Below are 24,287 nucleotides of genomic sequence, written 5' to 3' on the forward strand. Positions count from 1 at the left end.
TTCGACCGCCCCTTTCGTCTCTCAGGCGCTTGCCGCGGCCTGATCGCTCCACGCCGTGCCGCCGGCGATATCGGCCTTGCGAAATACGTGGCCGATGCCGATCAGCACGGGTTCATCGATACCGATCTCTGCCATGGCAGCGGCCATATCGCTCAGCCGGCCCGCCCAGCGCCGCTCGTTCGGCCGTGTCACCGCGCTGACGATCACGACCGGCATGTCGTGCGTCATGCCCGCGTCCGTCAACTTGCTGACGATCTCGCCCGCGGTGCGTCCGGCCATGTAATAGATGGTCGTGGTTCGGGGGTCGGCGAGGCTTTTCCAGTCCAGATTGTCCGGCAACACGCCCTTGCGCGAATGGCCGGTGACGAAGCGAACACCCTGCGCATGGTCGCGATGGGTGAGCGACACGCCGAGCCGCGAGGCCATGGCGCTGGCCGAAGTGATGCCCGGCACGACATCGACCGGGATCCCTTCGCGCTCCAGGCAGTCAATCTCCTCGCCGGCGCGGCCAAAGACCATCGGATCGCCGGACTTCAGGCGGACGACGCGTTTGCCCGCCTTGGCGAACTTCACCAGCATGTCGTTGATGTCTTCCTGGCGGCAGCTTACCCGGCCACCGCGTTTTCCCACCAGCATCCGTTTCGCCTCCCGGCGGGCGAGTTCCAGCACCTCGTCGGAGACGAGATCGTCGAACAGGATGACGTCGGCTGCCTGCAGTGCGCGCACCGCCTTCAGCGTCAGAAGTTCGGCATCGCCGGGGCCGGCGCCGACAAGAGTGACACGGCCCTTCTGGGCCAAGGATGCCACGCGGCCGGCATCGGCAAGGATTGCGGCTTCGCTGCCCGATCCCGGCTCGCTGCCGAAGGCGCGGTCCACGAAGCGTTCCCAGAAGGCTCTTCGCTGCGGGCCGGGGGCCAGGCGGTCGTTGATCTTTTCCCTGAGCGATTGGGCGAGTTCCGCCCAGCTTTTCAACGATGCCGGCAGCAGGGTTTCAATACGGCGGCGGATCGCCTGCGCGAGGATCGGCGCTGCGCCATCCGTCGAGATCGATACCACCACCGGCGAGCGGTTGACGATCGAACCGAACTGGAACTGGCAGAAGGCGGGCTTGTCGATGACGTTGATCGGCACGCCGGCCGCGCGAGCGGCGTCGAAGAACGACTGCGCCTCGTCCTCATCCTCGCAATCAGCAATCGCGATCGCTGCCGCCTCGAAAATCGATGTGTCCCACACCTTGGGATGATGAATAAAGCGACCCTGCGGATGTTCCGCCCCGCGTTCAATCAGCTTTTCGAGTGTCTCGGACAGCCTATCCGCATAGACATGTACAGTAGCGCCGCAGGCGGCGAGCAGTTCGGCTTTCCAGGCCGCCGCATCCGACCCGCCGGCAACGATGACGGGCCTTCCTTCGAGCGCCCAGAAGACCGGGAGCTTGGCAAGCGGCGCCATGCGGGCGCCGCGATCAGGAGATGCTTCATTCCGCGGCTGCTGCAAGACATCCATCGATGATCCCCCTGATTTCGGCGCGGCAGGAGCCGCAATTGGTGCCGGCATTGGTTTCTTTCCCGACCGCCTCGACGCTGTGACAGCCGCCGCGCACGGCGCCGATGATCCGGTTGACGCCGACCGAAAAGCAGGAGCAGACGGTGGCGCCGGGATCCGGCTGGTCGGCTCCGGGGCGTCCGGCAACGATGGCGAAGCGCTTGCGTAGGTCGGTGTGTTCCACGGCAAGCTGGCCGATCGCCCAGTTGCGCGCGACGGCGACCGGTTCTTTCGCAAGGAAAAGCGCAGCAAGCAGCTTGCCACCGTCGAAGAAGGCAAGGCGCAGGTCGCCGGATTGCTGGTCGGCATAGCCGAGCGGCTCGATCCCGGCTGCGATGCCGAATGCTGCCCGGCACCACGCCACCCAGTCCTCGACCGGGTCGGTGAAAGCAAGCTCGATCCGCCAGCCGCCATCGGCCTTGGCGAGCGCCCAATAATCCGCCTGCGGGTTCAAGGGTTTCGCGGCGGAAACGGCAAAGCCGTAGAAGCAAGCGGCGAATGGCCGGGCAGCAATCGCGACATTCTTCGAGGCCGGTTGGCCGGAAAACGGGTCGGTGACGGGCGCGACCAGCGCATCGATGCGCGCCTTTGCGGCGAACTGGTCATTCCAGTGCATCGGCACGAAGACGTTTCCCCGCGCCTGGCGTTCGGTGACCAGCGCGCGGACAATCGCGCTGCCGTGGGGACTTTCGAGTTCGACCAGGCCGGCGCCGCGAATGCCGAGTTCCATTGCATCGCGCGGATGGAGTTCTGCAAAGGGCTCGGCGATATGGCCGGAAAGCCTCGCACTTTTGGCCGTCCGCGTCATCGTGTGCCAGTGGTCGCGGATGCGGCCGGTGTTCAGCGTCAGCGGATATTTTTCGTCGGTGCGGTCGGTGGCTGGAGCCTGGACGGGGATGAAACGCGCCTTGCGATCCGGGTGGTAGAAACCTCCATCGGCGAAGAAGCGCTTGTCGCCACCCCTCCAGAGGGGCGTAACTTCGGCAGGTGCCGGCCATTGGAAGGGAGACAGGCTATCATAGGCCGTGAGGCCGATATCCGCATGAGCACCGATATCGAAATCCCGGCTGCCGTCATTCTCGAAGGCCGAAAGCGCCGCATGCTCGGCGAAAATATCGGCGGGCGTCCGATAGTCGAAACCGGCAAAGCCCATCCGCCTGCCGACTTCCGCCATCTGCCACCAATCGGCCCTGGCTTCACCGGGCGCGGACAGAAACCAGCGCTGGCGGGAGATGCGCCGCTCGGAATTGGTGACCGTGCCGTCCTTCTCACCCCAGCCGACCGAGGGTAGCAGGACATGCGCGTGGCGGGCGGTGTCGGTGTCCCGAAGAATGTCGGAGACCACCACGAAAGGACAGGCCTTGATGGCGGCCTCGACCGCATCGGCATCCGGCATGGAAACCACCGGGTTGGTGGCCATGATCCACAGCGCCTTGATCCGCCCGCCGGCGACGGCGCGGAACATGTCGACGGCCTTCAGGCCTGGCTTTTCGGCGATCCTCGGCGAGACCCAGAAACGCTGCACGCGGTCGCGATCTTCCGCGCTTTCGATCGCCATATGGGCGGCAAGCATGTTGGCAAGGCCGCCGACCTCGCGGCCGCCCATGGCGTTTGGCTGGCCGGTCAGCGAGAAAGGACCCATGCCCGGCCGGCCGATGCGGCCGGTCGCGAGGTGACAGTTGATGATGGCGTTGACCTTGTCCGTGCCCGACGACGACTGGTTGACGCCCTGGCTGTAGCAGGTCACCACCTTCTCGGTCGTCTCGAACAGGCGAAAGAATTCGCGGAGCTGCATGGCGGGAAGGCCGGTGCGTTCCATCAGTTCGCTGAACGAGAGCGCGGCGGCGGCCGTGAAGGCTTCGCCAAACCCCTGCGTATGCGCAGCGATATAGTTCTGGTCGATCGCCGGGCCTTGCGCCAGATGGGCGAGCAGGCCCATGAACAGCGCCACGTCGCCGTCCGGCCGAATCCCCAAATGCAGGTCGGCGATGTCGCAGGTCATCGTCCGGCGCGGATCGATGACGACGATCTTCATGCCCGGCCGCGCGGTCTTGGCTGCCGCCAGTCGTTGATAGATCACCGGATGGCACCAGGCGAGGTTGGAACCGGTCAGGATCACCAGATCGGCGAGTTCGATGTCCTCGTAGGTGCCGGGAACGGTATCGGATCCGAAAGCGCGGCGATGGCCGGCGACGGACGACGACATGCAGAGTCTTGAATTCGTATCGATATTGCCCGTGCCGATGAAGCCCTTCATCAGCTTGTTGGCGACGTAGTAATCCTCGGTCAGCAATTGACCGGAGACGTAGAAGGCGACCGAATCCGGGCCGTGTTCGGCGATGGTTTGCGAGAATTTTTCGGCGACGAGATCGAGCGCCTCGTCCCAATCCGTCTGCCGGCCGTCGATTTCGGGCAGGAGCACGCGTCCGTCGAGATCGATGGTTTCGGCGAGCGCCGAGCCCTTCGAGCAGAGCCGGCCGAAATTGGCCGGATGCTCGGGGTCACCCTTGACCGTTACGGCGCCAGAGTCCGCCACTGTGGCGATGACGCCGCAGCCGACGCCGCAATAGGGGCAGGTGGTTTTGGTTTCAGTGGGCATGGGGGTGCCCCGTCAGATGTGGAGTGCTGAGGCTACCCCCCTCTGTCCTGCCGGACATCTCCCCCTCAAGGGGGGAGATCGACTCGCTGCGGGCTCCTCGCCTGACTTCATCGGCGCAGAAAGGCGCCTGCGACAGCAAAGGGAGAGCGACGCGCGCGCTCCAACCGATCTTCCCCCTTGAGGGGGAGATGGCCGGCAGGCCAGAGGGGGGTATCTTCGCCCACATGAGCACGTTACTCCGCTGCCGCCAGCATCAGGTTTTCCAGCGCGATGAACAGCTTTCCGTCCTCGTTCCGGATAGGGATGATGCGCACCTCGCCTTCATCCGCCCCGAGCGCCTTGCCTGTCTCCAGCGAGATCACCCAGTTGTGCAGCGGGCAGGTGACCGAGGTGCCGTGCACGATGCCTTCGGACAGAGGCCCGCCCTTGTGCGGGCAGCGGTTTTCAATGGCGTAAACCTCGTGCTCGTCGGTGCGGAACACGGCGATCTTCATCGACGGTGTCTTCACGCAGCGAGCGCCAAGCAGCGGGATATCGGAAATGTCGCCGATCGGGTGCCAGTTCATGTCCATCTCCTCACTCCGCCGCCTGGGGGAATCCGACCGTCGCCATCGGCCGGAACTCGTGTTTGTCCTTGCCGGAGACACGCTCCGACCACGGATCGACCTGGGCGAATTTCTGGGAGAAGACAAAACGCTCGTAATAGGCCTGGCGCTTCTCCGTATCGGTCATGATCTGGCGGCGGATCTCGTCGAGGCCGATGCGCTTAGCCCACTTGTAGATGCGCTCGAGATAACGGCCCTGTTCGCGGTACATCTGGGTGAGGGCGACGATGTGTTCGAGCGCCTCGTCCTCGGTCTTCACCAGCCCGAGCACTTCCGTGCCCTTGATGTCGAGGCCGGCGGCGCCGGCGAAGTGGATCTCGAAGCCGGAATCGACGCAGATGACGCCGATGTCCTTGCAGGTCGCTTCCGCACAGTTTCGCGGACAGCCGGAGACGGCCATCTTCAGCTTGGCCGGCGTCCAGGAACCCCACATGAATTTCTCGATGCGGATGCCGAGGCCGGTCGAATCCTGCGTGCCGAAGCGGCACCAATCGGAGCCGACGCAGGTCTTTACGGTGCGCAGGCCCTTGGCATAAGCCTGGCCGGAGATGAAACCGGCCTTGCCGAGATCGGCCCACACGGCGGGCAGGTCTTCCTTCTCGATGCCAAGAAGGTCGATGCGCTGGCCGCCGGTCACCTTCACCATCGGGATTTCGAACTTGTCGATCACGTCGGCGATGGCGCGCAGTTCATGCGAATTGGTGACGCCTCCCCACATGCGCGGCACGACTGAATAGGTACCGTCCTTCTGGATGTTGGCGTGGACGCGTTCGTTGATGAAACGCGACTGGTAGTCGTCGGCATATTCATCCGGCCAGTCGCAGACGAGGTAGTAGTTGAGCGCCGGGCGGCATTTGGCGCAGCCGCAGGAGGTCTTCCACTCGAGTTCCTGCATGAGGGCCGGGATGGTCTTCAGGCCCTTCGCCTTGATCAGGCGACGCACGTCGTCGTGGCCGAGCTCGGTGCAGGTGCACATCGGCTGCACGGCCTTCGGATTGTAGGCATCGCCAAGCGTCAGAGCCATCAGCTGTTCGACGAGGCCGGTGCAGGTGCCGCAGGACGCGGAGGCCTTGGTGTGGGCGCGCACGTCGTCGAGCGAAGTCAGGCCCTTGGCGGTAATGGTCGAGGTGATCTTGCCCTTGCAGACGCCGTTGCAGCCGCAGATTTCCGCATCATCCGGCAAGGCTGCAACGGCCGCCATAGGGTCCAGCGGGGACCCTCCCTGGTAGGCCTGGCCGAAGATCAGCGTGTCGCGCATCTCCGAGATATCGGTCGCCTTCTTCTTCAGGTCGTTGAACCAGGCGCCGTCGGAGGTCTCGCCGTAGAGAACCGTGCCGATGATGCGGTTGTCCTTCAGAACGAGGCGTTTGTAGATGCCGGCGGTGGCATCGCGCAGCACGATTTCCTGCCGGTCGTCGCCATCAGCGAAGTCGCCGAGGGAATAGAGGTCGATGCCGGTGACCTTGAGCTTGGTCGGCGTGTCGGAATGCACGAAGGCCGGCTTCGTATCGCCGGCCAGATGGGATGCCGCGACGCGGGCCATTTCGTAGAGCGGTGCGACGAGGCCATAGACCATGCCGCCCACTTCGGCGCATTCGCCGATGGAGTAAATGTCGCCGTCAGACGTCTGCATTCCCGCATCGACGACGATGCCGCGATTGACCGCGAGGCCTGCTTCCTTGGCAAGCCCGGCGCTCGGGCGGATGCCGACGGCCATGACCACCAGGGTCGCGGGAATGATCGTGCCGTTATCGAGCTCGACGCCCTCGACCTTGCCATTGCCGATGATCTGTTTGGTATTGGCCTTGCAGATCACCTTGATGCCGCGCTCCTCGACGGCCTTCTGCAGCAGGTAACCGGCGGCCGGATCGAGCTGGCGCTCCATCAGCGTCGGCATCACGTGCAGAACGGTCACGTCCATGCCGCGCTGGGCAAGGCCGGCGGCGGCTTCAAGACCGAGCAGGCCGCCGCCGATGACGATCGCCTTTTCGCGCGACTGGGCGGCGAGCAGCATGGCCTGCACGTCGTCGAGGTCGCGATAGGTGATGACGCCCGGCAGATCCTTGCCCGGTACCGGGATGATGAAGGGCACCGAGCCGGTGGCGATCACCAGCTTGTCGTAGCTTTCGGTGACGCCATGATCGGAGGTGACGGTCTTGGCGGCACGGTCGATCGCGACGATCTTGTGGCCCTTGTAGAGCGTGATGCCGTGGTCGATGTACCAGCCGTCGCCGTGGATGACGATCTGCTCGAAGCTCTTTTCGCCGGAAAGAACCGGCGAGAGCATGATGCGGTCGTAGTTGACGCGCGGTTCGGCGTTGAAGATCGTGACGTCGTAGCGGCCGGGCGCCTGTTCGAACAGGTGTTCGAGCATGCGCCCGGGTGCCATGCCATTGCCGATGATAACGAGTTTTTCTGTCATGGTTCTTACTCCGCGGCTTCGACGAAGCGGTGGCGCTCGTAGAGGAATTTCAGCACCGCCTCGCGGCACTTGAGATATGTCCGGTCGGAGGCGAGCTCGATGCGGTTGCGTGGCCGGGGTATGGTCACGTCGAGCACTTCGCCGATCTTGGCGGCCGGGCCGTTCGTCATCATCACGATGCGGTCGGACAGCAGCACGGCCTCGTCGACATCGTGGGTGATCATCACCATCGTGTTGCCGAGACGGCTGTGGATCTCCATGACCGCGTCCTGAAGATGGGCGCGCGTCAAGGCGTCGAGGGCGCCGAAGGGCTCGTCGAGCAGCAGGATCTTCGGCTCCATGGACAGAGCCCGGGCAATGCCCACGCGCTGCTTCATGCCGCCGGAGATTTCCGCCGGGCGCTTGTCCTTGGCATGGGCCATCTGCACGAGGTCCAGGTTTTCCATGACCCAGTCATGCCGCTGCGCCTTGGTCTTGGTGCGGCCGAAGACTTTGGAGACGGCCAGGTTGACGTTTTCGTAGACCGTCAGCCAGGGCAGCAGCGAATGGTTTTGGAAAACGACGGCGCGTTCCGGACCCGGTGCGTTGACCTCGCGGTTTTCGAGCAGCACAGCGCCCGCCGAGACGGGCGTCAGCCCGGCAATGAGGTTGAGCAGCGTGGACTTGCCGCAGCCGGAATGGCCGATGATCGAGACGAACTCCCCCTTGGAGATCGTCAGGTTGATGTCCTTCAGAACCTCGGCGCGATTGCCGCCGCGGTCGAAATGTTTGTCGATATGGTCGAGCTTGAGATAGGCGTTCATGATCCGCTCCTCAGTTTGCCGAAGCGCCGCGGGTGATGATCTTGCCGAGCGCGGAAACCAGCTTGTCGAGGGCGAAACCGACAATGCCGATATAGGCGAGCGCGACGATGATGTCGGGCAGGCGCGACGAGTTCCACGCATCCCAGATGAAGAAGCCGATACCGACGCCGCCGGTGAGCATCTCGGCGGCGACGATGGCCAGCCAGGAGAGGCCGACGCCGATCCTGAGGCCCGTGAAGATGTAAGGTGCGGCGGACGGCAGCATGATCTTGAAGAAGAACTCGATCTGGTTCAGCCGCAGCACCTGCGCGACGTTGCGGTAATCCTGCGGGATGTTGCGAACCCCGACGGCGGTGTTGATGATGACGGGCCAGATCGAGGTGATGAAGATCACGAAGATCGCAGAGGGGCTCGAATCCTGGAAGGCTGCGAGCGACAGCGGCAGCCAGGCGAGCGGCGGCACGGTGCGCAGCACCTGGAAGATCGGGTCGAGGCCGCGCATCGCCCAGATCGATTGTCCGATGATCGCACCGACGATGACGCCGGTCACGGCGGCGAGGCCAAACCCGTAGGCGACGCGCTGCAGCGAGACCAGTACCCGCCAGCCGAGCCCGATATCCTGCGAACCGTAGACGAAGAACGGATAGGCGATCAGGTCATAGGCTTCCGTCCAGACCACATACGGCGAAGGAAGCGAGGCATCCGGTGCCGAACAGAGGACCTGCCAGACAAGCAGGATCAGCGCCAGCACGACGACCGGCGGCACGACGTTGCGCAATGTCGTCATGCCGATCTGCCTGAAATCGATCCTCGATACGGGCTTGCCGGAAAAGGGGACGATCGTTGCTGCCGGCTTTGCGGCTGCGATTGCAGAAACATTTTCTTTTTTTGCCAGGGCGGACATCGGCGCGCTCCTTAGAGTGGGTAAAAGGCCGGCGCGTGCGTCCACGCGCCGGAGGTGGGGAAATCAGGACGCCGCCTTGATGGAAAGGCTGTCGAGATAGGCCGAGGGGTTTTCCGGATCGAAGACCTTGCCGTCGAAGAAGGTCTCCTTGCCGCGCGAGGAGGAGGCCGGAATGTCGGCTGCCGCAACCCCGAGATCCTTGGCGGCGGCGCGCCAGATGTCCTCGCGGTTCACCTGGTTGACCAGCGCCTTGATGTCGGTATTGGCGGGGAGGTTACCCCAGCGGACATTCTCGGCCATGAACCAGCTGTCGTGGCTCTTGAACGGATAGGACGCGCCGTCCTTCCAGAATTTCATGTAGAGGTCGGTGCCGTTGGCGACACGGCCGTTGCCGTAGTTGATATCGCCCTTCAGGCGGCCGAGGACGTCCTTCGGCGGCACGTTGAACCACTGGCGGCGCCCGAGGATTTCGGCCATCTCCGCCTTGTTGTCCATGCTTTCGCACCATTGCTGGGCTTCCATCACCGCCATCAGCAGGGCCTTGGCGGCGTTCGGGTTCTTCTCGATCCAGTCGGCGCGCACACCGAGCGCCTTTTCCGGATGGCCCTTCCAGAGTTCGCCGGTGGTGGCTGCCGTGAAGCCGATGCCCTGGTTGACGAGCTGTTCGTTCCAGGGCTCGCCGACACAGAAGACGTCCATGTTGCCGACCTTCATGTTCGCCACCATCTGCGGCGGCGGTACGACGATGGTCGAGACGTCCTTGTTGGGGTCGATGCCGCCGGCGGCGAGCCAGTAGCGGATCCAGAGGTCGTGGGTGCCGCCCGGGAAGGTCATCGCGACCTTCACTTCCTTGCCCTCGGCCTTCTTCTTCTCGAAGGCGGCCTTCAGCTTGGAAGCGTCGAGCTGCACGCCGGTCTCGGCATATTCCTTGGCGACCGAGATCGCCTGGCTGTCGAGATTGAGGCGGGCGACGAGCGCCATGGGCACCGGCTTGTTGTTCTGGGTCACCTTGCCGGTGTGCATCAGGTAGGGAAGCGGCGAGAGGATATGGGCGCCGTCGATGCCGTTCGCGGCACCGCCGAGCACGAGGTTGTCGCGGGTCGCACCCCAGGACGCCTGCTTGGCGACGTCTACCTCCGGCAGGCAGTGCTTGTCGAAGAAACCCTTTTCCTTGGCGATGACCAGCGGGGCGGCGTCGGTGAGCGCGATGTAGCCGAGCTTGATGCCCTTCACCTCCGGGCCGGCCCCGGCTGCGAAGGCGCCGGACGGGAATGCAGTCTTGACGGCGCCGACGAGGGCGGCGGTGGCGGTGGTCTTGATCAGGCTGCGGCGGGTGATGCCGCTCGTCAAAATCTTGGTCATGCGCAGGTTCCCTCTGCTGGTTCTTAGGAATTAGGCACAAAAAAACGCCGCTCGGAGATCGCGCCTGGGAACTGGGAGGAGTTCCGGGCAGCAAAAACCTTGCGACGTCGATGTCTTTGGAAGCGCTTATTGCGCGCCTATCTGCTCCAGTCGCCATTGACGGAGCAGTTTCTAATAAGCAAAGGCCGTGCCAGTTTTGGAGCGCCCTGCTAGATCGCTGAAAAACAACAAGATTTCGCTTCTGAAAGTTTTGGCTTAAATTGTCATCAGCCTATCGCGCTGCAATATTTTTGTGCGATTGCCAAACTGAGGGCGCCAAATGCTGTGCAGCGCTTGCCGGAATTTCAGACGTCCTGACGGTCTGAATGGGCAGGGAGAGAGCTTCGGACGGCGAAATCCCGGACGTAATCCATCATGTTCGAGGGGTCGAACACATGCCCGTCCATGAAGCGGTCACCGCTTCGGTCCCCTTCGATGCCGACGTCCGGTTCCGTCGGGCCGATGCCAAGCGCGGCCCGGTAGAGATCGGGGCGATAGGCCGCAGCCGCGGCCCGCAGGCCTTGTTCGCTGAATTCGATCTGACCCCAGCGGATCATCTGGCTGTAGAGCCATAGTGCATGGCTTGGCCGTGGATAGTTGGCAAATCCGCGGTGGAAGGTGAAATAGTCGGGAATGACGCGGCGGTTGCCCTTGGCATCCAGGTTGAACGCACCCGAGAGCACGTGGCGGATGATATCGACCGGCGCGGCGATGAAACGGGGGGCCGCAAGCACTTCGGCGAGCGCGTCGTGATTTTCGGACTTGTCGCACCAGCGGGCCGCGGCATCGAGCGCGACGATGAGACGGGATACGGTCTCGGGATGGCTTTCCGCCCATTCCGGCCGCATGGCGAGCACTTTTTCCGGTGCCGAGGGCCAGATATCCTGCTTGGCGGCGACAATCCGGCCGACGCCGCGTTCGGATGCGACCATGTTCCATGGCGCGCCGACACAGAAGCCGTCGATGGCGCCGGCCGCCAGCGCATCGGAAGTCATCGGCGGAGGCACGACGACGAGTTTCACATCCCTGTCCGGGTCTATTCCGCCGGCGGCAAGCCAGTAGCGGAATTCGTAATTATGGGAGGAGAAGGGATAGGTCACGCCGAACATCGGCAGTGCTTCGCCGCGTTCCCTCATGGCTTCGAGCACGCTGGCGAGCGCCTTCGCATTCTCCAGGGCGCCTGCGGTTTCCGATATTCCGCCGACCTCGCGCATGCGCTCGAAAAGCCGCGTCGAAAGCGTGATCGCATTGCCGCCGCGGCCGAGCGAGAACGGCGTGATGGTGGGCGAGGGGTTGGAACCGAGCCCGAGCATGGAGGCGACCGGCATCGGCGACAGCATGTGGGCTATGTCGAACTGGCGGAAGGCGAGGCGGTCGCGGACATTGGCCCAGGACACGTCCTTGACGAGATCGAGGGTCAGTCCCTCTTTGGCGGCAAAGCCGAATTCGGCGGCGGCGATCAGCACGGAAGCGTCGACCAGCGGAATGAACCCGGCGCGCAGGACCTTCGGCCCCTCGCCGTTCGAACGGGCGGGCGCGGAGAGGTTGCTTCCGGATCGGTCGGTCTTCATCATCATGTTCACTCCGGCTTTCTCCCGGACATTTCGGTGCTCGGAACCATCACATCAACAGGCCCGCTGCCGTGACCACGCTTTGAGCGATGTCCGACATCTTCTTCTTTTCGTTCATTGCCGTCTGGCGCAGCAGCGCAAACGCGTCTTCTTCCGAGAGGCCGCGCATCTTCATCAGAATGCCCTTGGCCCGCTCGATCACCTTGCGCTCCTCGAGCGCCGATTTCGCCTCGGCGAGTTCCCGCTGGAGCCGGCTGAAGGCGTTGAAGCGGCTGACCGCCATGTCGAGGATAGCCTTGACACGCTCCTTCTTCAGCCCGTCGACCACATAGGCCGAGACGCCCGCATCCATCGCCGCTTCGATCAGGGCCGTATCGGAACGGTCGACAAACATGGCGATCGGCCGGCTGACGGTGCGGGTCAATTGGAACAGATGCTCCATCATGTCGCGGTTGGGGTTCTCGATATCGATGACGATAACGTCCGGCTTCAACGTTTCGATGATGCGCGCGACGCCCTGGACCTCGTGGATGACGGTGACATTGCTATGCCCAGCCTCCCGCAGCCCTTCCTCGATGATGGAAGCGCGGATGGCATTTTCATCGATAACCAGAATGGTGAGATCGGGTGCCGGCATCCTTATAGTGATGACGCAGTGCAACAATCTTGGCAAGGGTCACCGGCACTCCGATCAATTCATGACATCATTCGCCGCTTGGAAAGGACCAGTTAACCTTTATTTTCTACTTCCTATGAGAATGTGCCCTTCCCGTATCTCGTCTGGTTGTCATGCAGTTCTCACGCAATAATCATCCTCAGAGTTCTGACCTTTCCAACGCCGAAGACGACGCTGTCGACCCGGCGCAGCCGGGTCTTCGCCGCCAGAATCTGGCTGATCTCAACCAGTCGGCGATCGAGCAGGCGCCATGGCAGGCGGCGTTCCGGCTGGCCCCGAACGTGCGGTTTACCCGCACGCCGGAAAGCGCTCTGGCCCGCAAGACGAATGCCGGACAGGCTCCTGCGGAGCAGGCGGAAGCGCCAGTTGCCGAGCAGATCGAAGTCATCCCGTCCGAAGCGTTCCTGATCCCGACCGCGGATGATTCGCAGGCCGCCGGCGAGGCGCTCTCAGCCCCGATCGAACAGATCGCGGGCCTGCAGCAGCTTGCGGCGACGATGCGTTACCATGTGCCGGAAATGCCTGCCGTCGCAGTCGCACAGCCGGAGCCGTTTCAGGAGGTCGCGTCCATCGTAGTGCCCCGCCGGGATATCGCGATCTCCGATTTCGCCTTCTGGGACGCCATGCCGTTCGAGCTCGAAGGGCCCGTGGTCATCGAGACCGAACCCTTGCCGATCGAACCGGAAATCCTGCCGGTCGTCGTTGCAAAGCCGGGCGCGCCCGTCACCGACCTCTATCGCGAAGTGCCGCGCCGCACCGCAGCCAGAACCGTCGTGGTCGCGCCGTCTCCGAGACCAGAGCCGGTCAAGGGACCTGAGCCTGTGGCCCCCGTCCGGGTCGCTCCCCAGCGGGTGGTGAAAGCCAAGGCACCGGTCGTCGTTGAACCCCTGCCGGCACCTATCGCCCAGGTCCCGTTGCCAGCACCTGCGCCGGTCGTGGCCGCCGAACCCGCTCCCGTACAACAACCTGCCCCCGTCCAACCCGAAATCCTTCGTCCGCGGACCGTCCGGCCGGCAGAAGCGGAATATGAGTTCCCGCCGATCTCGCTCCTGCAGGAGCCGCAGGGCGAGCGCGGCCAGGCGATGCAGCCGGACGCCCTGCAGCAGAGCGCCGGCCTGCTCGAAAGCATTCTCGAAGATTTCGGCATTCGCGGCGAGATCATCGACGTGCGTCCTGGTCCGGTCGTGACGCTCTACGAATTCGAGCCGGCGCCGGGTGTCAAATCCTCGCGCGTCATCGGCCTTGCGGACGATATCGCCCGTTCGATGTCGGCGCTGTCGGCCCGTGTCGCCGTGGTGCCCGGCCGCAACGTGATCGGCATCGAGCTTCCGAACGCGACCCGCGAAACCGTGTATTTCCGCGAACTGATCGAATGCGAGGACTATTGGGAGACCAAGCACCGGCTGGCGCTCTGCCTCGGCAAGACGATCGGCGGCGAACCGGTTATCGCCGAACTCGCAAAGATGCCGCATCTGCTCGTCGCCGGCACCACCGGTTCCGGCAAGTCGGTCGCTATCAACACGATGATCCTGTCGCTCCTCTACCGGCTGCGGCCGGAGGAATGCCGGCTGATCATGATCGATCCGAAGATGCTGGAGCTTTCCGTCTATGACGGCATTCCGCACCTGCTGACCCCCGTCGTCACCGATCCCAAGAAGGCCGTGCTGGCGCTGAAATGGGCGGTCCGCGAGATGGAGGATCGCTACAAGAAGATGTCGCGCCTCGCCGTCCGCAATATCGACGGCTACAATCAGCGCGCCGCGAGTGCCCGCGAAAAGGGCGAGGTGATCACCGTCAGCGTCCAGGCGGGCTTCGACCGGCAGAACGGAGAGATCATCTACGAAGAGCAGGAGATGGATCTTTCGCCCATGCCATACATCGTCGTCATCGTCGACGAGATGGCCGACCTGATGATGGTTGCCGGCAAGGATATCGAAGGTGCGATCCAGCGGCTGGCGCAGATGGCGCGCGCCGCCGGTATCCACCTGATCATGGCGACCCAGCGTCCTTCGGTGGACGTCATCACCGGCACGATCAAGGCGAACTTCCCGACCCGTATCTCCTTCCAGGTGACGTCGAAGATCGACAGCCGCACCATTCTCGGCGAGCAGGGCGCCGAACACTTGCTCGGCCAGGGCGACATGCTGCATATGGCCGGCGGCGGACGGATTTCCCGTGTCCACGGCCCGTTCGTTTCGGATGCGGAAGTCGAACTGGTGGTCCGCCACCTCAAGACCCAAGGCAGGCCGGATTATCTCGGCACGGTCACCGAGGACGAAGACGACGAGGAAGACGAGGACGTTTCGAGCCAGGAAGCCGTGTTTGACAAGAGCGCTATGGGCGGAGACGACAGCGACGAGCTTTACGACAAGGCCGTCAAAGTGGTCATGAAGGACCGCAAATGCTCGACCTCCTATATCCAGCGCCGCCTTTCGGTCGGTTACAACCGCGCGGCATCGCTGGTCGAGCGCATGGAGCAGGAAGGCCTGGTCGGCCCCGCCAACCATGTCGGCAAACGCGAGATCATTGCCGGCGGGCGTTCTAGTACCGCGTCGGAGGATTTTGGGGACTAAGGCGTGCCCTCCAGGCTCCTCATCCCTGTGTTTGTCACAGGGATCCAGCCAGCCCAAGTCTTTGGGCTGGGAGGAGTCTTCCACCGCGCCGACGCGCGGTTGCTGGATTCCTGTGACAAGCACAGGAATGAGGGTTGATGGGTGGAAAGTTCTGCCCGGATATTCACGTTCTTACCGCTGACGGCAGATGAAGGGCAGGAAACTGCTCGCCGTACCGAAATTCATGGCGGCCATGGTCAGGGCATTGGCGAGCTTGATCTCTTGGGGCGAGTGCGGGCAGACGTCCGCACCGCTCGAACAGCCATCGGCGATAAACTTCTCATTCCCCTTGATGAAGTCGTCGCTGACGCCCTCAAGCCCGATAAAATCCTTGGCACGTTTCCAGGCGCGCTCGTAGCGCACGCATTTCTCCTTGGCCCAGGCTTCAACTTCAGGCTCCTCGGCGCGGGCGCTACCAACACCGGTCAAAGCGACGGCAAGGATCAGTAGGATTCTGATCATGGGGCGTCCGGATCCAGGGCTCCGGCGATATCACCGGCCGCGGATATAATCGCTGAGCCGGTTGGCAGCATCCTCGACCTGCAGCGGATCGCGCAGGAAGCAGGCGCGCATGAAGCCCTGTCCGCCCGGACCGAAGGCGGTTCCCGGCGCCAATCCGACGCCGGTCTTGTCGACGATCCTGAACGCCTCCTCGCGGCTGTCGGTGACGCCGTCGATCTTCAGGAAGGCATAGAGGGCGCCCTCGGGCTTCAGCGTTTCCACGCGGTTGGTGGCGATCAGCGCGTCGCAGAGGATGTCGCGGGATTTCCGCGCTCGTTCGATATTGGTGCGGATGAAATCGTCGCCCTGTTCAAGGGCGGCGATCGCACCCTTCTGCATGAACTGGGCGACGCCGGAGGTCGAATACTGGATCAAGTTGGTCAGCGTCTGGCCGATTTCCGCCGGCGCCACCATCCAGCCGACCCGCCAGCCGGTCATGCACCAGTTCTTCGAGAAGGAATTGGCGAAGATGATCCGGTCTTCCTGCTCCATGACGTCCATGAAAGACGGCGCGCGAGCGCCTTCGAAATAATAGAGGCCGTAGATCTCGTCGGCGATGATCCACAGGCCATGTTTGCGGGCAAGATCGAGGATCGCCTTGAGATCGTCATGCGTCGCGGTCCAGCCGGTCGGGTTGGACGGCGAGTTGATAAAAATCGCGCTGGTCTTCGGCGTGATCGCCGCCTCGAGGCGTTCGATGTCGAGCACCCAGCGGCCGTCGGCAAAGCCGAGTTCGACCGTGACCGGCTTGGCTTCCGAAACGCCGATGGCGTTGACGACATTCGGCCAGGCGGGAGAGAGATAGACGATCTCGTTGCCGGCGGAGGCCACCGTCTGGATGGCGAGCACGATCGACTGCATGCCGGAACCGGTGACATAGATATTGTCGACCGACAGGTCCCGCCCATAGTGCCGCTGGTAATAACGCACTATCGACTCGCGCAGCGCCGGAATGCCTTGTGTCCAGGTGTAGAAGGTTTCGCCGGCGAGCAGGGCTTCGCTGGCGGCGCGGGTGATGAAATCGGGCGTCGGCAGGTCGCCTTCGCCGATCCAGAGCGGCATCAGGTTTTCGCGGCCTCGGGCATAGGTGACGATTTCGCCAATGCCGCTGCGGGGCGCTGCCGCGGCGCGGGCGCTGATGTCCGGTCTGATGATTGTCATGGATTGCCCTGTCGGTCCTGGCTGGTTTGTCGCAAAACTGACTTGGCCCAACCGCGCCCGCGGGTCAATATTTCCCGTGCCGGATTTTGTTGTTTACTGGCTGGTGGTGCTGGCAAAACGGCCGAAGGTGCCGCGCGAAAAACACAGCGGATCGCCTTCTCGGTGGGCGGCGCGGAGCACGCGGCCGAGGATCAGCGTATGGTCGCCGGCATCGTGCATCGAGGAGAGTTCGCATTCGAAGCGAGCGAGCGTGCCGGGAATGACCGGCACGCCTTCATGGTTCTGGTTCCAGAACAGCTCTTCGAATCCCAGGCCGCCGCGCGTGAACCGGGCGCTCAGCAGATCCTGGTCGGCGCTGAGCACATGGATGGCGAAATGTCCTGCCGCCGTGAAGGCGGCATGGCGCGACGAGCTTTTGGCCGGCGACCAGAGTACCAGCGGCGGATCGAGCGACACCGAGGTGAAGCTGTTGACCGTCATGCCGATCGGGCCATCCGGAGTCGTTGCCGTCACCACGGTCACACCGGTCGTGAAGGCCCCGAGCGCGTTGCGATAATGCCGCGCGGTCGATGCGTCCGGGGTGAAGATCTGTTCGCTGGATATGCTTGTGGTGTCGGCAGTGATCATCATGGCACCTGCTTTCCGATTGCTGCGGTGTAGAGTTCGAACCAGGTCTGGCGATCGATCGTCACCTTCGCGGCATCGGCGATCGTGGCTATACGGGCAAGATTGTTGGTGCCGAGCACCGGCAGGATTGCGGCGGGATGGGCCAGCAGCCAGGCGACCGCGACGGCCGTGGCTTCGACGTCCTGTTCCGCGGCGATCCGTTCCAGCACCGACATCAGGCTCTCGTTCCTGAACAGCGAACCGCCGCCGAGCGGCGACCAGGCCATCGGCGCGATAGCGCGTTCCTGCAGATAGGCGAGGTCGCCATTGGTAAAGGCGCTTGTCGCCACAAGGCTGACCTCGATCTGGTTGGTGACGAGTTCGGCCTCCATGGAGGATTGCAGCAGGGAGAAATCCCAGGGGCGGAAATTGGAAACGCCGACGGCGCGCACCTTGCCCGATACGACCAGCGCATCGAGCGCCGGGCCGGTCTCGTCCGGATCCATGAACGGGTCCGGCCGGTGGATCAGCAGCAGGTCGATATAGTCCGTCGCCATGTCGCGCAGCGAGGCTTCGACCGACGCGTTGATATGGGCGGCGCTGGTATCGTAATGCTTGCCGCGGACGGCGGAATGGCGGGCGGCCGGCGCGACTATGCCGCATTTGGTGACGATTTCGATTTTGTCACGCAGCGAAGGCGAGGCCTTCAGCGCTGCGCCGAAAATCGCTTCCGCCGTGTAGCCGCCATAGATGTCGGCCTGGTCCATGGTGGTGATGCCCTGCGCCAGGCAGGCTTCGATCTTCGCCTGGACATGTTTCGGCGAGGTGTCGGCATCATCGCCGATCCGCCACATGCCGTAAACGAGGCGGCTGAGCTGGAGATCGGGCGAAAGTTGAATGCGATCCAGGTGATGAGTGGTCATCAGTGTCGTCTCCCGTTGCCGAGCGGCGTTGCGGGTGTCTCGGCCGGCACGCGACCATAGGCATGCGGCAGCGAACAGGTCTTGAGCTCGGGCAAGACCTTCTGACCGAAATGTTCCGCCTCGTCGAGATGCGGATAGCCCGAAAAGATGAAGGCCCGGATGCCCATCTTCTGGTAGGCCTCGATTTCCGAAAGCACCTGGTCGGCGGAACCGACAAGTGCCGCGCCGCAGCCGGAGCGAGCCCGGCCGATGCCGGTCCAGAGGTGAGGTTCCACGTAGCCGAACTTGTCGGCGAGTTCGCGGGCCTTCGCCTGGTGCGAGACGCCGAGCGAGGTGCTGTCATGGGCGCGGCTACGGATCAGCTGGCCGTATTCGTCATCCAGCCTGGAGACGAGGTGTTCCGCATAGTCGCGGGCCTCCTTCTCGGTGTCGCGAACGATCATGTGGACACGCAGGCCGTAATCGAGCGTCCGGCCATGGGCTGCGGCGCGGGCGTGGACGGCCTTCATGCGCTCGGCCAACTGGTCCCTGGTTTCCGGCCACATCAGGTAGACGTCGCATTGGGCGCCGCAGAGCTCCAGCGCATCCGGCGAATAACCGCCAAAATAGAGAAGCGGGCCGCCGTTCTGCTGGTAGGGGCGGGCAGGCTCGGTGGTGACACCCTTGAAATTGTAGACCTCGCCCTCGTGGTCGATCGTGTCGCGGGTCCAGGCCTGGCGGAGGATCTGCACGACCTCGTGGCTGCGGCGATAACGGAAGGCGCTGTCGGCGACTTCGCCAGGGAAATCGGAGCTGATGACGTTGAGCGTCAGCCGGCCCTTCAGCATATGGTCGAGCGTGGCGACCGTGCGGGCGAGCATGATCGGCTGCATCTCGCCGCAGCGGATGGCGGCCAGCAGATTGATCCTGTTCGTGATTTGCGAGGCGGCTGCGGCGAAGCTCAGCGTGTCCTGCCCGACCTGGTAGGACGACGGGCACAGGATGTTGCGGAAGCCGAGCGTCTCGGCGCGCTTGACGATGTCGGAACAATGTTCCCAGCTCGATTTCAGTGAATCGTCGGGGACGCCGAGATAGGCGTAGTCGTCTGAGCACAGGGCGGCGAACCAGGATACCTCGGCGGCATCGAGATCCGGCGATGTTATGGGCACGACAGTCATCAGCTTCTCCTCAACTCCTGGCACTTGAATATCATCCGCGTTTGTGTAAATCAATAGTGTATCAATTTGAGTGCGTCATTCCCAGGGAGGGGGAACGGCTTATGGACAGTTATCCGGGCAGCCTGCCGATCTATCTGCAAATCGCCGAACTGCTGGTTCGCGACATCGCGGCCGGCCGGCTGGTTGACGGCGAGAAGCTGGCGCCCGAGCGCGACATGGCGGTGCAGCTCGGAATTGCCGTCGGCACGTTGCGCAAGGCGCTGGCGGAACTGCAGAACCGCGGCCTCCTGGAGCGGGTGCAGGGATCAGGCAATTACATCCGGGCGATCAGCGATCCGAAGAGCGTTTATGCGATGTTCCGGTTGGAACTGATCCAGGGCGGCGGCCTGCCGACCGCGGAATTGCTCGACGTGATGCGGCTCGACAAGCCCAAGGACTTGCCGAAGTTCGGCTTTTCGCCGGAAGGGCATCGCATCCGCCGCATCCGCCGGCTGTCGGGCAAGGTCGCGGCGCTCGAGGAGATCTGGCTCGACGGCTCCTATGTGGCAGCGATCACGCCGGAAGATCTGTCGGAATCGCTTTATCTCTACTACCGCACCCGGCTGGGTCTCTGGATCGTCCGGGCGGAAGACAAGATCGATCTCGACACCGTGCCCGACTGGGCGCCGCCGGCTTTCGGCCAGAAGCCGGGCGCCCCGATCCCCCATGTCCTGCGCATGAGCCAGGCACAGGACGGCGCCCTGGCCGAGGTTTCCCGCACATGGTTCGACCATTCCGTGGCCCGATACGTATCGCGGCTGCGATAGACAACAATCGAGTAGCGACAAGATGAAATTCGAGACGACACAAGACGGTTTTTCCATTTCGCTGAACGGCCGCATCATCCTGCGGCACAGCGCCGCCTCGCCATGCCTATTCGTCGGCCAGGGACAGGAGCGGATGGACATGTACCGCGGCAATTTCGAGGTCGAGGACTATATCGTCGAGCGCAGCGCGCTGCGCCATGCGAATGTCGACGGCAACACGATCAGCCTTTCGGAGGCGGAGGGCCGGGCGCCGCGGCTGGAGCTGACGATCTCCGAAACCGCCGTGCATTTCCGGTCGCTGGACGAGACGATCAACCGCTTCTGGATCCGCATCCATGCGGACAATGACGAGCATGTCTGGGGCGGCGGCGAGCAGATGTCCTATTTCGACATGCGGGGCCGCCGCTTTCCACTCTGGACCTCGGAGCCCGGCGTCGGCCGCGACAAGACGAGCGAGATCACCTTCAAGTCAGACCTGAAGGACAAGGCCGGCGGCGACTATTACAACACAAACTACCCGCAACCGACTTACGTCTCCTCGGCGCGTTATGCGTTGCATGTGGAGACGACCGCCTATTCCGTCTTCGATTTCCGCCGCAAGACGTTTCACGAGATCGAAGCCTGGGCGGTGCCGGAACGGATCGAGCTGTTTGCCGCACCAAGCTTCGTCGAGCTGGTCGAAGCGTTGTCATTGCGGTTCGGGCGGCAGCCGGAATTGCCGGACTGGGTCTACAAGGGCGCGATCATCGGCCTCAAGGATGGCGTCAATTCCTTCGGGCGGATGGAAAAGATGCGCAGTGCCGGCGTGCAGGTCTCCGGCCTGTGGTGCGAGGACTGGGTCGGCCTTCGCCAGACCTCGTTCGGATCGCGGTTGTTCTGGGATTGGCAGGCGAATGACGAGCGTTATCCGGATCTGCGCCAGCGCATCGCGGAGTTGAACGGCGAGGGCATCCGGTTCCTCGGTTACGTCAATCCCTATCTCTGCGTCGATGGCTCGCTGTTTCCCGAAGCGGAAGCGGCAGGTTATTTCGCCAAGGATCAACTCGGCCGCACGGCGATCGTCGATTTCGGCGAGTTCGATTGCGGCGTCGTCGATTTCACCAATCCGGATGCAGCGGACTGGTTCGCCGAGGAAGTCATCGGCCGCCGCATGCTCGATTTCGGGCTGACCGGCTGGATGGCCGATTTTGGCGAATACCTGCCGATCGATGTGGAGCTTGCCAACGGCATCGACGCCAAGCTGATGCACAATGCCTGGCCGACCCTCTGGGCCGAAGTCAACGCCAAGGCGATCGCCAGCCGCGGCAAGACTGGCGAGGCGCTGTTCTTCATGCGCGCCGGCTTTACCGGCGTGCAGAAACATTGCCCGCTGCTCTGGGGTGGCGACCAGTCGGTCGATTTTTCGCGCCATGACGGGCTCGTCACCGTGATGTGCGCTGCCCTCTCGTCAGGCCTGCTCGGCAATGCCTATCACCATTCCGATATTGGCGGCTACACGAGCCTGTTCGGCAATGTCCGCACACCGGAACTCTTGATGCGCTGGGCGGAGATGGCGGCCTTCACGCCGGTCATGCGCAGCCACGAGGGCAACCGTCCGCGCGACAATATCCAGATCGACCAGGATCCGGAGGTGCTGGAGCACTTCGCACGGATGACACGGATCTACGTGCATCTGGCGCCTTACCTGAAGACGCTATCCAGGGAAGCTGCCGCGCGAGGCCTGCCGGTGCAACGGCCGCTCTTCCTGCATCATGAGCATGACCGGAAGACTTACGCCATCCAGGATGCCTATCTCTACGGTTCGGAACTGCTGGTGGCGCCCGTGTGGCATGCGGCGCAGGAGGTGCGGAGCGTCTATCTGCCGGAGGGGGCGACCTGGGTGCATGTGTGGAGCGGCATCGAATATGCGGGCGGGGAAGAGGTGACGGTGGCGTCGCCGATTGGTTGCCCGCCGGTGTTTTATCGGACGGATGCGGCTTTTGCTGAGATGTTTGCAGCGCTGAAGGGGATGTGAGGCGCTGCGGCAGGCTCCCACTAATCTCCCCCCTTGAGGGGGAGATGTCACCGAAGGTGACAGAGGGGGGTAGCGACGGTGCGGCAAACGGATTGGCAGAAGAATATGCCGAGAGGTTACCCCCCTCTGCCCTGCCGGGCATCTCCCCCTCAAGGGGGGAGATCGGATGCGGCGCCGTCTCAGTGCAATCTCACCGCGCCGCCCAGTTCGCTCCGCGCCGAAAAATGGTCTTCATCTGCGGCACGTCGAATTCCTTCGCCTGGTGGCCGAGCGAGGAATAGAAGACGCGGCCCTCTCCGTATTTCCGCTTCCAGACCACCGGCATGACGACGCCGTCGATCCAGTAGGCGTGGGCGCCGGTAAATGTCGTCGTCGCCAGCACCTCGTTCGAGGGGTCGACATGCATGTAATATTGCTCGGACGTGTAGGGGAAATCGGTAATCCCCGCCATTAACGGGTCGTCCGGCCTGGTGATATTCACCGTGTAGTCGATGATGTTGCCGGGATGGGCGACCCACTGGCCGCCGATGATGAACTGGTAGTCGACCGACTCGCGAAAGGCGTCGCCCGCACCGCCGTGATAACCGGCAATGCCGACACCGCTCTGAACGGCTGCCGCGAGGTTCTTCACCTCTTCCTTCTCGATTTTCGACATGGTCATGATCGGCACGATGAGGCTCAGATCATGGATCGAAGGGTCGGCGAAGGCCTCGGTGGAATGTTCGAGATAGACCTTGAAACCGTCTTCCTCCAGCATGTCCTTGATGATCTCGGCGCATTCCTGCGGTTCGTGGCCGCTCCAGCCGCCCCATACGATGAGTGCTTCACGCATTTTATTCTTCCTCCAGAATTATTTCGCCAGCCGGCCGTCAACGAGCGATTCCGACAGCGGAGCGGGCCGCTCCGTGGCCGTGGTGATCTTGATCGTGCGCCCTTCGGCGGAGGCCGTATGAAAAGCTTCCATGACCTCCAGCACATGCAGCGCCAGATCGCCGTTCGCCCGGTGCGGGCGGTTGGAGCGGATCGCATAAGCGAGGTCGGCGACGCCGATCGAGCGGTAGTTGCCGTCCGCATAGGGCAGGGTGGTGGGCTGGTCCTCGAACTGGCCGCCCTTCTTCAGATAACCGACGGGTCCCTCGAACCGGTTCGGGTCCGGCACGATCAGAGTGCCCTCGGTGCCGTAGACTTCGAGCGGCACATGCTTGTGGCCGGCGACGTCGAAGCTCATGCCGATCTGCACGACCGCGCCGTTGGCAAACGCCATGACGCCGGCCACATGGGTCGGCACATGTACCGGAATGCGCTCGCCGTTGCGCGGCTCGCTGGTGATGATGCGCTCCTTGCGGGGCGTGATCGCAAAGCCCGCAACTTGCGAGACCGGGCCGAGCAGGTTGACGAGATCGGTGATGTAATAGGGACCCATGTCGAGCATCGGGCCGCCGCCGACCTCGTAATAGAAGGCGGGGTTCGGGTGCCAGCGCTCATGGCCCGGGCACATGAAGGTCGCGGTGCCGCCGACGGGCAGGCCGATGACGCCCTGGTCGATCAGTTCGCGGGCGGTCTGGTGGCCGCCGCCGAGGAAGGTGTCGGGAGCGGCGCCGATGCGCAGGCCCTTGGCCCTGGCGGCCTCCGCCAATTTTTTCCCTTCCGCGAAATTAATCCCGAGCGGCTTTTCCGAATAGGTGTGCTTGCCCGCGTCGAGCGCCTGCAGGGCAACAGTGACATGCGCCTTGGGGATCGTCAGGTTGACGATGATCTCGATCTTCGGATCGGCGAGCAGCTCATCGACCGTGCGGGCCTGGAGATTGAATTCGGAAGCTTTCGCCTCGGCCAGGTCGCGGTTGAGATCGCCCAGGCCGCGGATATCGAGGATCGGAAAAGCGGATGTCATCGCCTTCAGATAGGCACCCGAAATATTGCCGCATCCGATGATGCCGATACCGACTTTATCCATTGTTTCCTCCCGATGAATGCTGATGAATTC

Annotated in this window: 19 protein-coding genes; 3 read left to right on the top strand and 16 right to left on the bottom strand. The window is 63.3% G+C overall.

Annotated elements, in window-relative coordinates; all coding sequences use genetic code 11:
- Window positions 1–21 precede the first annotated feature (21 nt).
- From cysG to ACZ9EJ_RS00850, 9 genes are all read right to left on the bottom strand, one after another.
- Window positions 22–1,503 (bottom strand): siroheme synthase CysG, encoded by a 1,482-nt coding sequence (gene cysG / locus ACZ9EJ_RS00810; protein WP_046639372.1) that lies wholly within the window; start codon window positions 1,501–1,503, stop codon window positions 22–24.
- A complete protein-coding gene (locus ACZ9EJ_RS00815; protein WP_046639373.1) occupies window positions 1,475–4,141 on the bottom strand; it encodes a nitrate reductase in 2,667 nt (888 codons plus the stop codon). Before ACZ9EJ_RS00815 ends, cysG begins: the two co-directional genes overlap by 29 nt.
- A gap of 233 nt (window positions 4,142–4,374) precedes the next feature.
- The gene (nirD, locus tag ACZ9EJ_RS00820; protein WP_251089639.1) at window positions 4,375–4,713 is read right to left on the bottom strand and encodes a nitrite reductase small subunit NirD; all 339 of its coding nucleotides are present in this window, start codon (window positions 4,711–4,713) and stop codon (window positions 4,375–4,377) included.
- A 4-nt stretch (window positions 4,714–4,717) separates the two neighbouring features.
- Window positions 4,718–7,168: a nitrite reductase large subunit NirB gene (gene nirB, locus ACZ9EJ_RS00825; RefSeq protein ID WP_046639374.1), complete on the bottom strand. Its 2,451-nt coding sequence runs from the start codon at window positions 7,166–7,168 to the stop codon at window positions 4,718–4,720.
- A gap of 5 nt (window positions 7,169–7,173) precedes the next feature.
- Window positions 7,174–7,971: an ABC transporter ATP-binding protein gene (locus ACZ9EJ_RS00830; protein ID WP_046628707.1), complete on the bottom strand. Its 798-nt coding sequence runs from the start codon at window positions 7,969–7,971 to the stop codon at window positions 7,174–7,176.
- Window positions 7,972–7,981: 10 nt separating this feature from the next.
- Entirely contained in the window at window positions 7,982–8,875 is an 894-nt protein-coding gene (ntrB, locus tag ACZ9EJ_RS00835) for a nitrate ABC transporter permease (protein WP_046628708.1), read from the bottom strand.
- Between the two features lie 63 nt (window positions 8,876–8,938).
- The gene (locus ACZ9EJ_RS00840) at window positions 8,939–10,237 is read right to left on the bottom strand and encodes a CmpA/NrtA family ABC transporter substrate-binding protein (protein ID WP_046639375.1); all 1,299 of its coding nucleotides are present in this window, start codon (window positions 10,235–10,237) and stop codon (window positions 8,939–8,941) included.
- Between the two features lie 344 nt (window positions 10,238–10,581).
- Window positions 10,582–11,859: a CmpA/NrtA family ABC transporter substrate-binding protein gene (locus ACZ9EJ_RS00845; protein WP_251089641.1), complete on the bottom strand. Its 1,278-nt coding sequence runs from the start codon at window positions 11,857–11,859 to the stop codon at window positions 10,582–10,584.
- 37 nt (window positions 11,860–11,896) lie between these two features.
- Entirely contained in the window at window positions 11,897–12,484 is a 588-nt protein-coding gene (locus ACZ9EJ_RS00850; RefSeq protein WP_046628715.1) for an ANTAR domain-containing response regulator, read from the bottom strand.
- 152 nt (window positions 12,485–12,636) lie between these two features.
- On the opposite strand from ACZ9EJ_RS00850, the gene ACZ9EJ_RS00855 reads away from it, so the two are divergent.
- Entirely contained in the window at window positions 12,637–15,096 is a 2,460-nt protein-coding gene (locus ACZ9EJ_RS00855; protein WP_052764539.1) for a DNA translocase FtsK, read from the top strand.
- 171 nt (window positions 15,097–15,267) lie between these two features.
- Here the strand turns inward: ACZ9EJ_RS00855 and ACZ9EJ_RS00860 are convergent, their stop codons facing one another.
- From ACZ9EJ_RS00860 to ACZ9EJ_RS00880, 5 genes are all read right to left on the bottom strand, one after another.
- Window positions 15,268–15,597 (bottom strand): hypothetical protein, encoded by a 330-nt coding sequence (locus tag ACZ9EJ_RS00860; protein WP_046639377.1) that lies wholly within the window; start codon window positions 15,595–15,597, stop codon window positions 15,268–15,270.
- A gap of 30 nt (window positions 15,598–15,627) precedes the next feature.
- The gene (locus ACZ9EJ_RS00865) at window positions 15,628–16,797 is read right to left on the bottom strand and encodes a pyridoxal phosphate-dependent aminotransferase (protein WP_046639378.1); all 1,170 of its coding nucleotides are present in this window, start codon (window positions 16,795–16,797) and stop codon (window positions 15,628–15,630) included.
- Between the two features lie 93 nt (window positions 16,798–16,890).
- Window positions 16,891–17,427: an NADH-dependent FMN reductase SmoA gene (gene smoA, locus ACZ9EJ_RS00870; RefSeq protein WP_251089642.1), complete on the bottom strand. Its 537-nt coding sequence runs from the start codon at window positions 17,425–17,427 to the stop codon at window positions 16,891–16,893.
- Window positions 17,424–18,311 carry an aldo/keto reductase gene (locus ACZ9EJ_RS00875; protein WP_046639575.1) on the bottom strand — a complete coding sequence of 296 codons (888 nt, stop codon included), beginning with the start codon at window positions 18,309–18,311 and terminating at the stop codon, window positions 17,424–17,426. The genes smoA and ACZ9EJ_RS00875 overlap by 4 nt, the downstream gene beginning before the upstream one ends.
- A gap of 14 nt (window positions 18,312–18,325) precedes the next feature.
- Window positions 18,326–19,483 (bottom strand): LLM class flavin-dependent oxidoreductase, encoded by a 1,158-nt coding sequence (locus ACZ9EJ_RS00880; protein ID WP_046639379.1) that lies wholly within the window; start codon window positions 19,481–19,483, stop codon window positions 18,326–18,328.
- A 101-nt stretch (window positions 19,484–19,584) separates the two neighbouring features.
- Between ACZ9EJ_RS00880 and ACZ9EJ_RS00885 the strand changes: the two genes are divergently transcribed.
- The gene (locus ACZ9EJ_RS00885) at window positions 19,585–20,289 is read left to right on the top strand and encodes a GntR family transcriptional regulator (RefSeq protein ID WP_046639380.1); all 705 of its coding nucleotides are present in this window, start codon (window positions 19,585–19,587) and stop codon (window positions 20,287–20,289) included.
- 22 nt (window positions 20,290–20,311) lie between these two features.
- Window positions 20,312–22,303, top strand: coding sequence for an alpha-glucosidase (locus tag ACZ9EJ_RS00890; RefSeq protein ID WP_046639381.1), 1,992 nt, complete (start codon window positions 20,312–20,314; stop codon window positions 22,301–22,303).
- A 190-nt stretch (window positions 22,304–22,493) separates the two neighbouring features.
- Here the strand turns inward: ACZ9EJ_RS00890 and ACZ9EJ_RS00895 are convergent, their stop codons facing one another.
- Window positions 22,494–23,135 (bottom strand): ThuA domain-containing protein, encoded by a 642-nt coding sequence (locus tag ACZ9EJ_RS00895; protein ID WP_046628727.1) that lies wholly within the window; start codon window positions 23,133–23,135, stop codon window positions 22,494–22,496.
- An 18-nt stretch (window positions 23,136–23,153) separates the two neighbouring features.
- On the bottom strand, window positions 23,154–24,257 hold the full coding sequence (locus tag ACZ9EJ_RS00900; protein ID WP_046639382.1) for a Gfo/Idh/MocA family protein: 1,104 nt from the start codon (window positions 24,255–24,257) through the stop codon (window positions 23,154–23,156).
- Window positions 24,258–24,287 lie beyond the last annotated feature (30 nt).

Source organism: Neorhizobium sp. USDA 3394 (genome assembly GCF_056280385.1).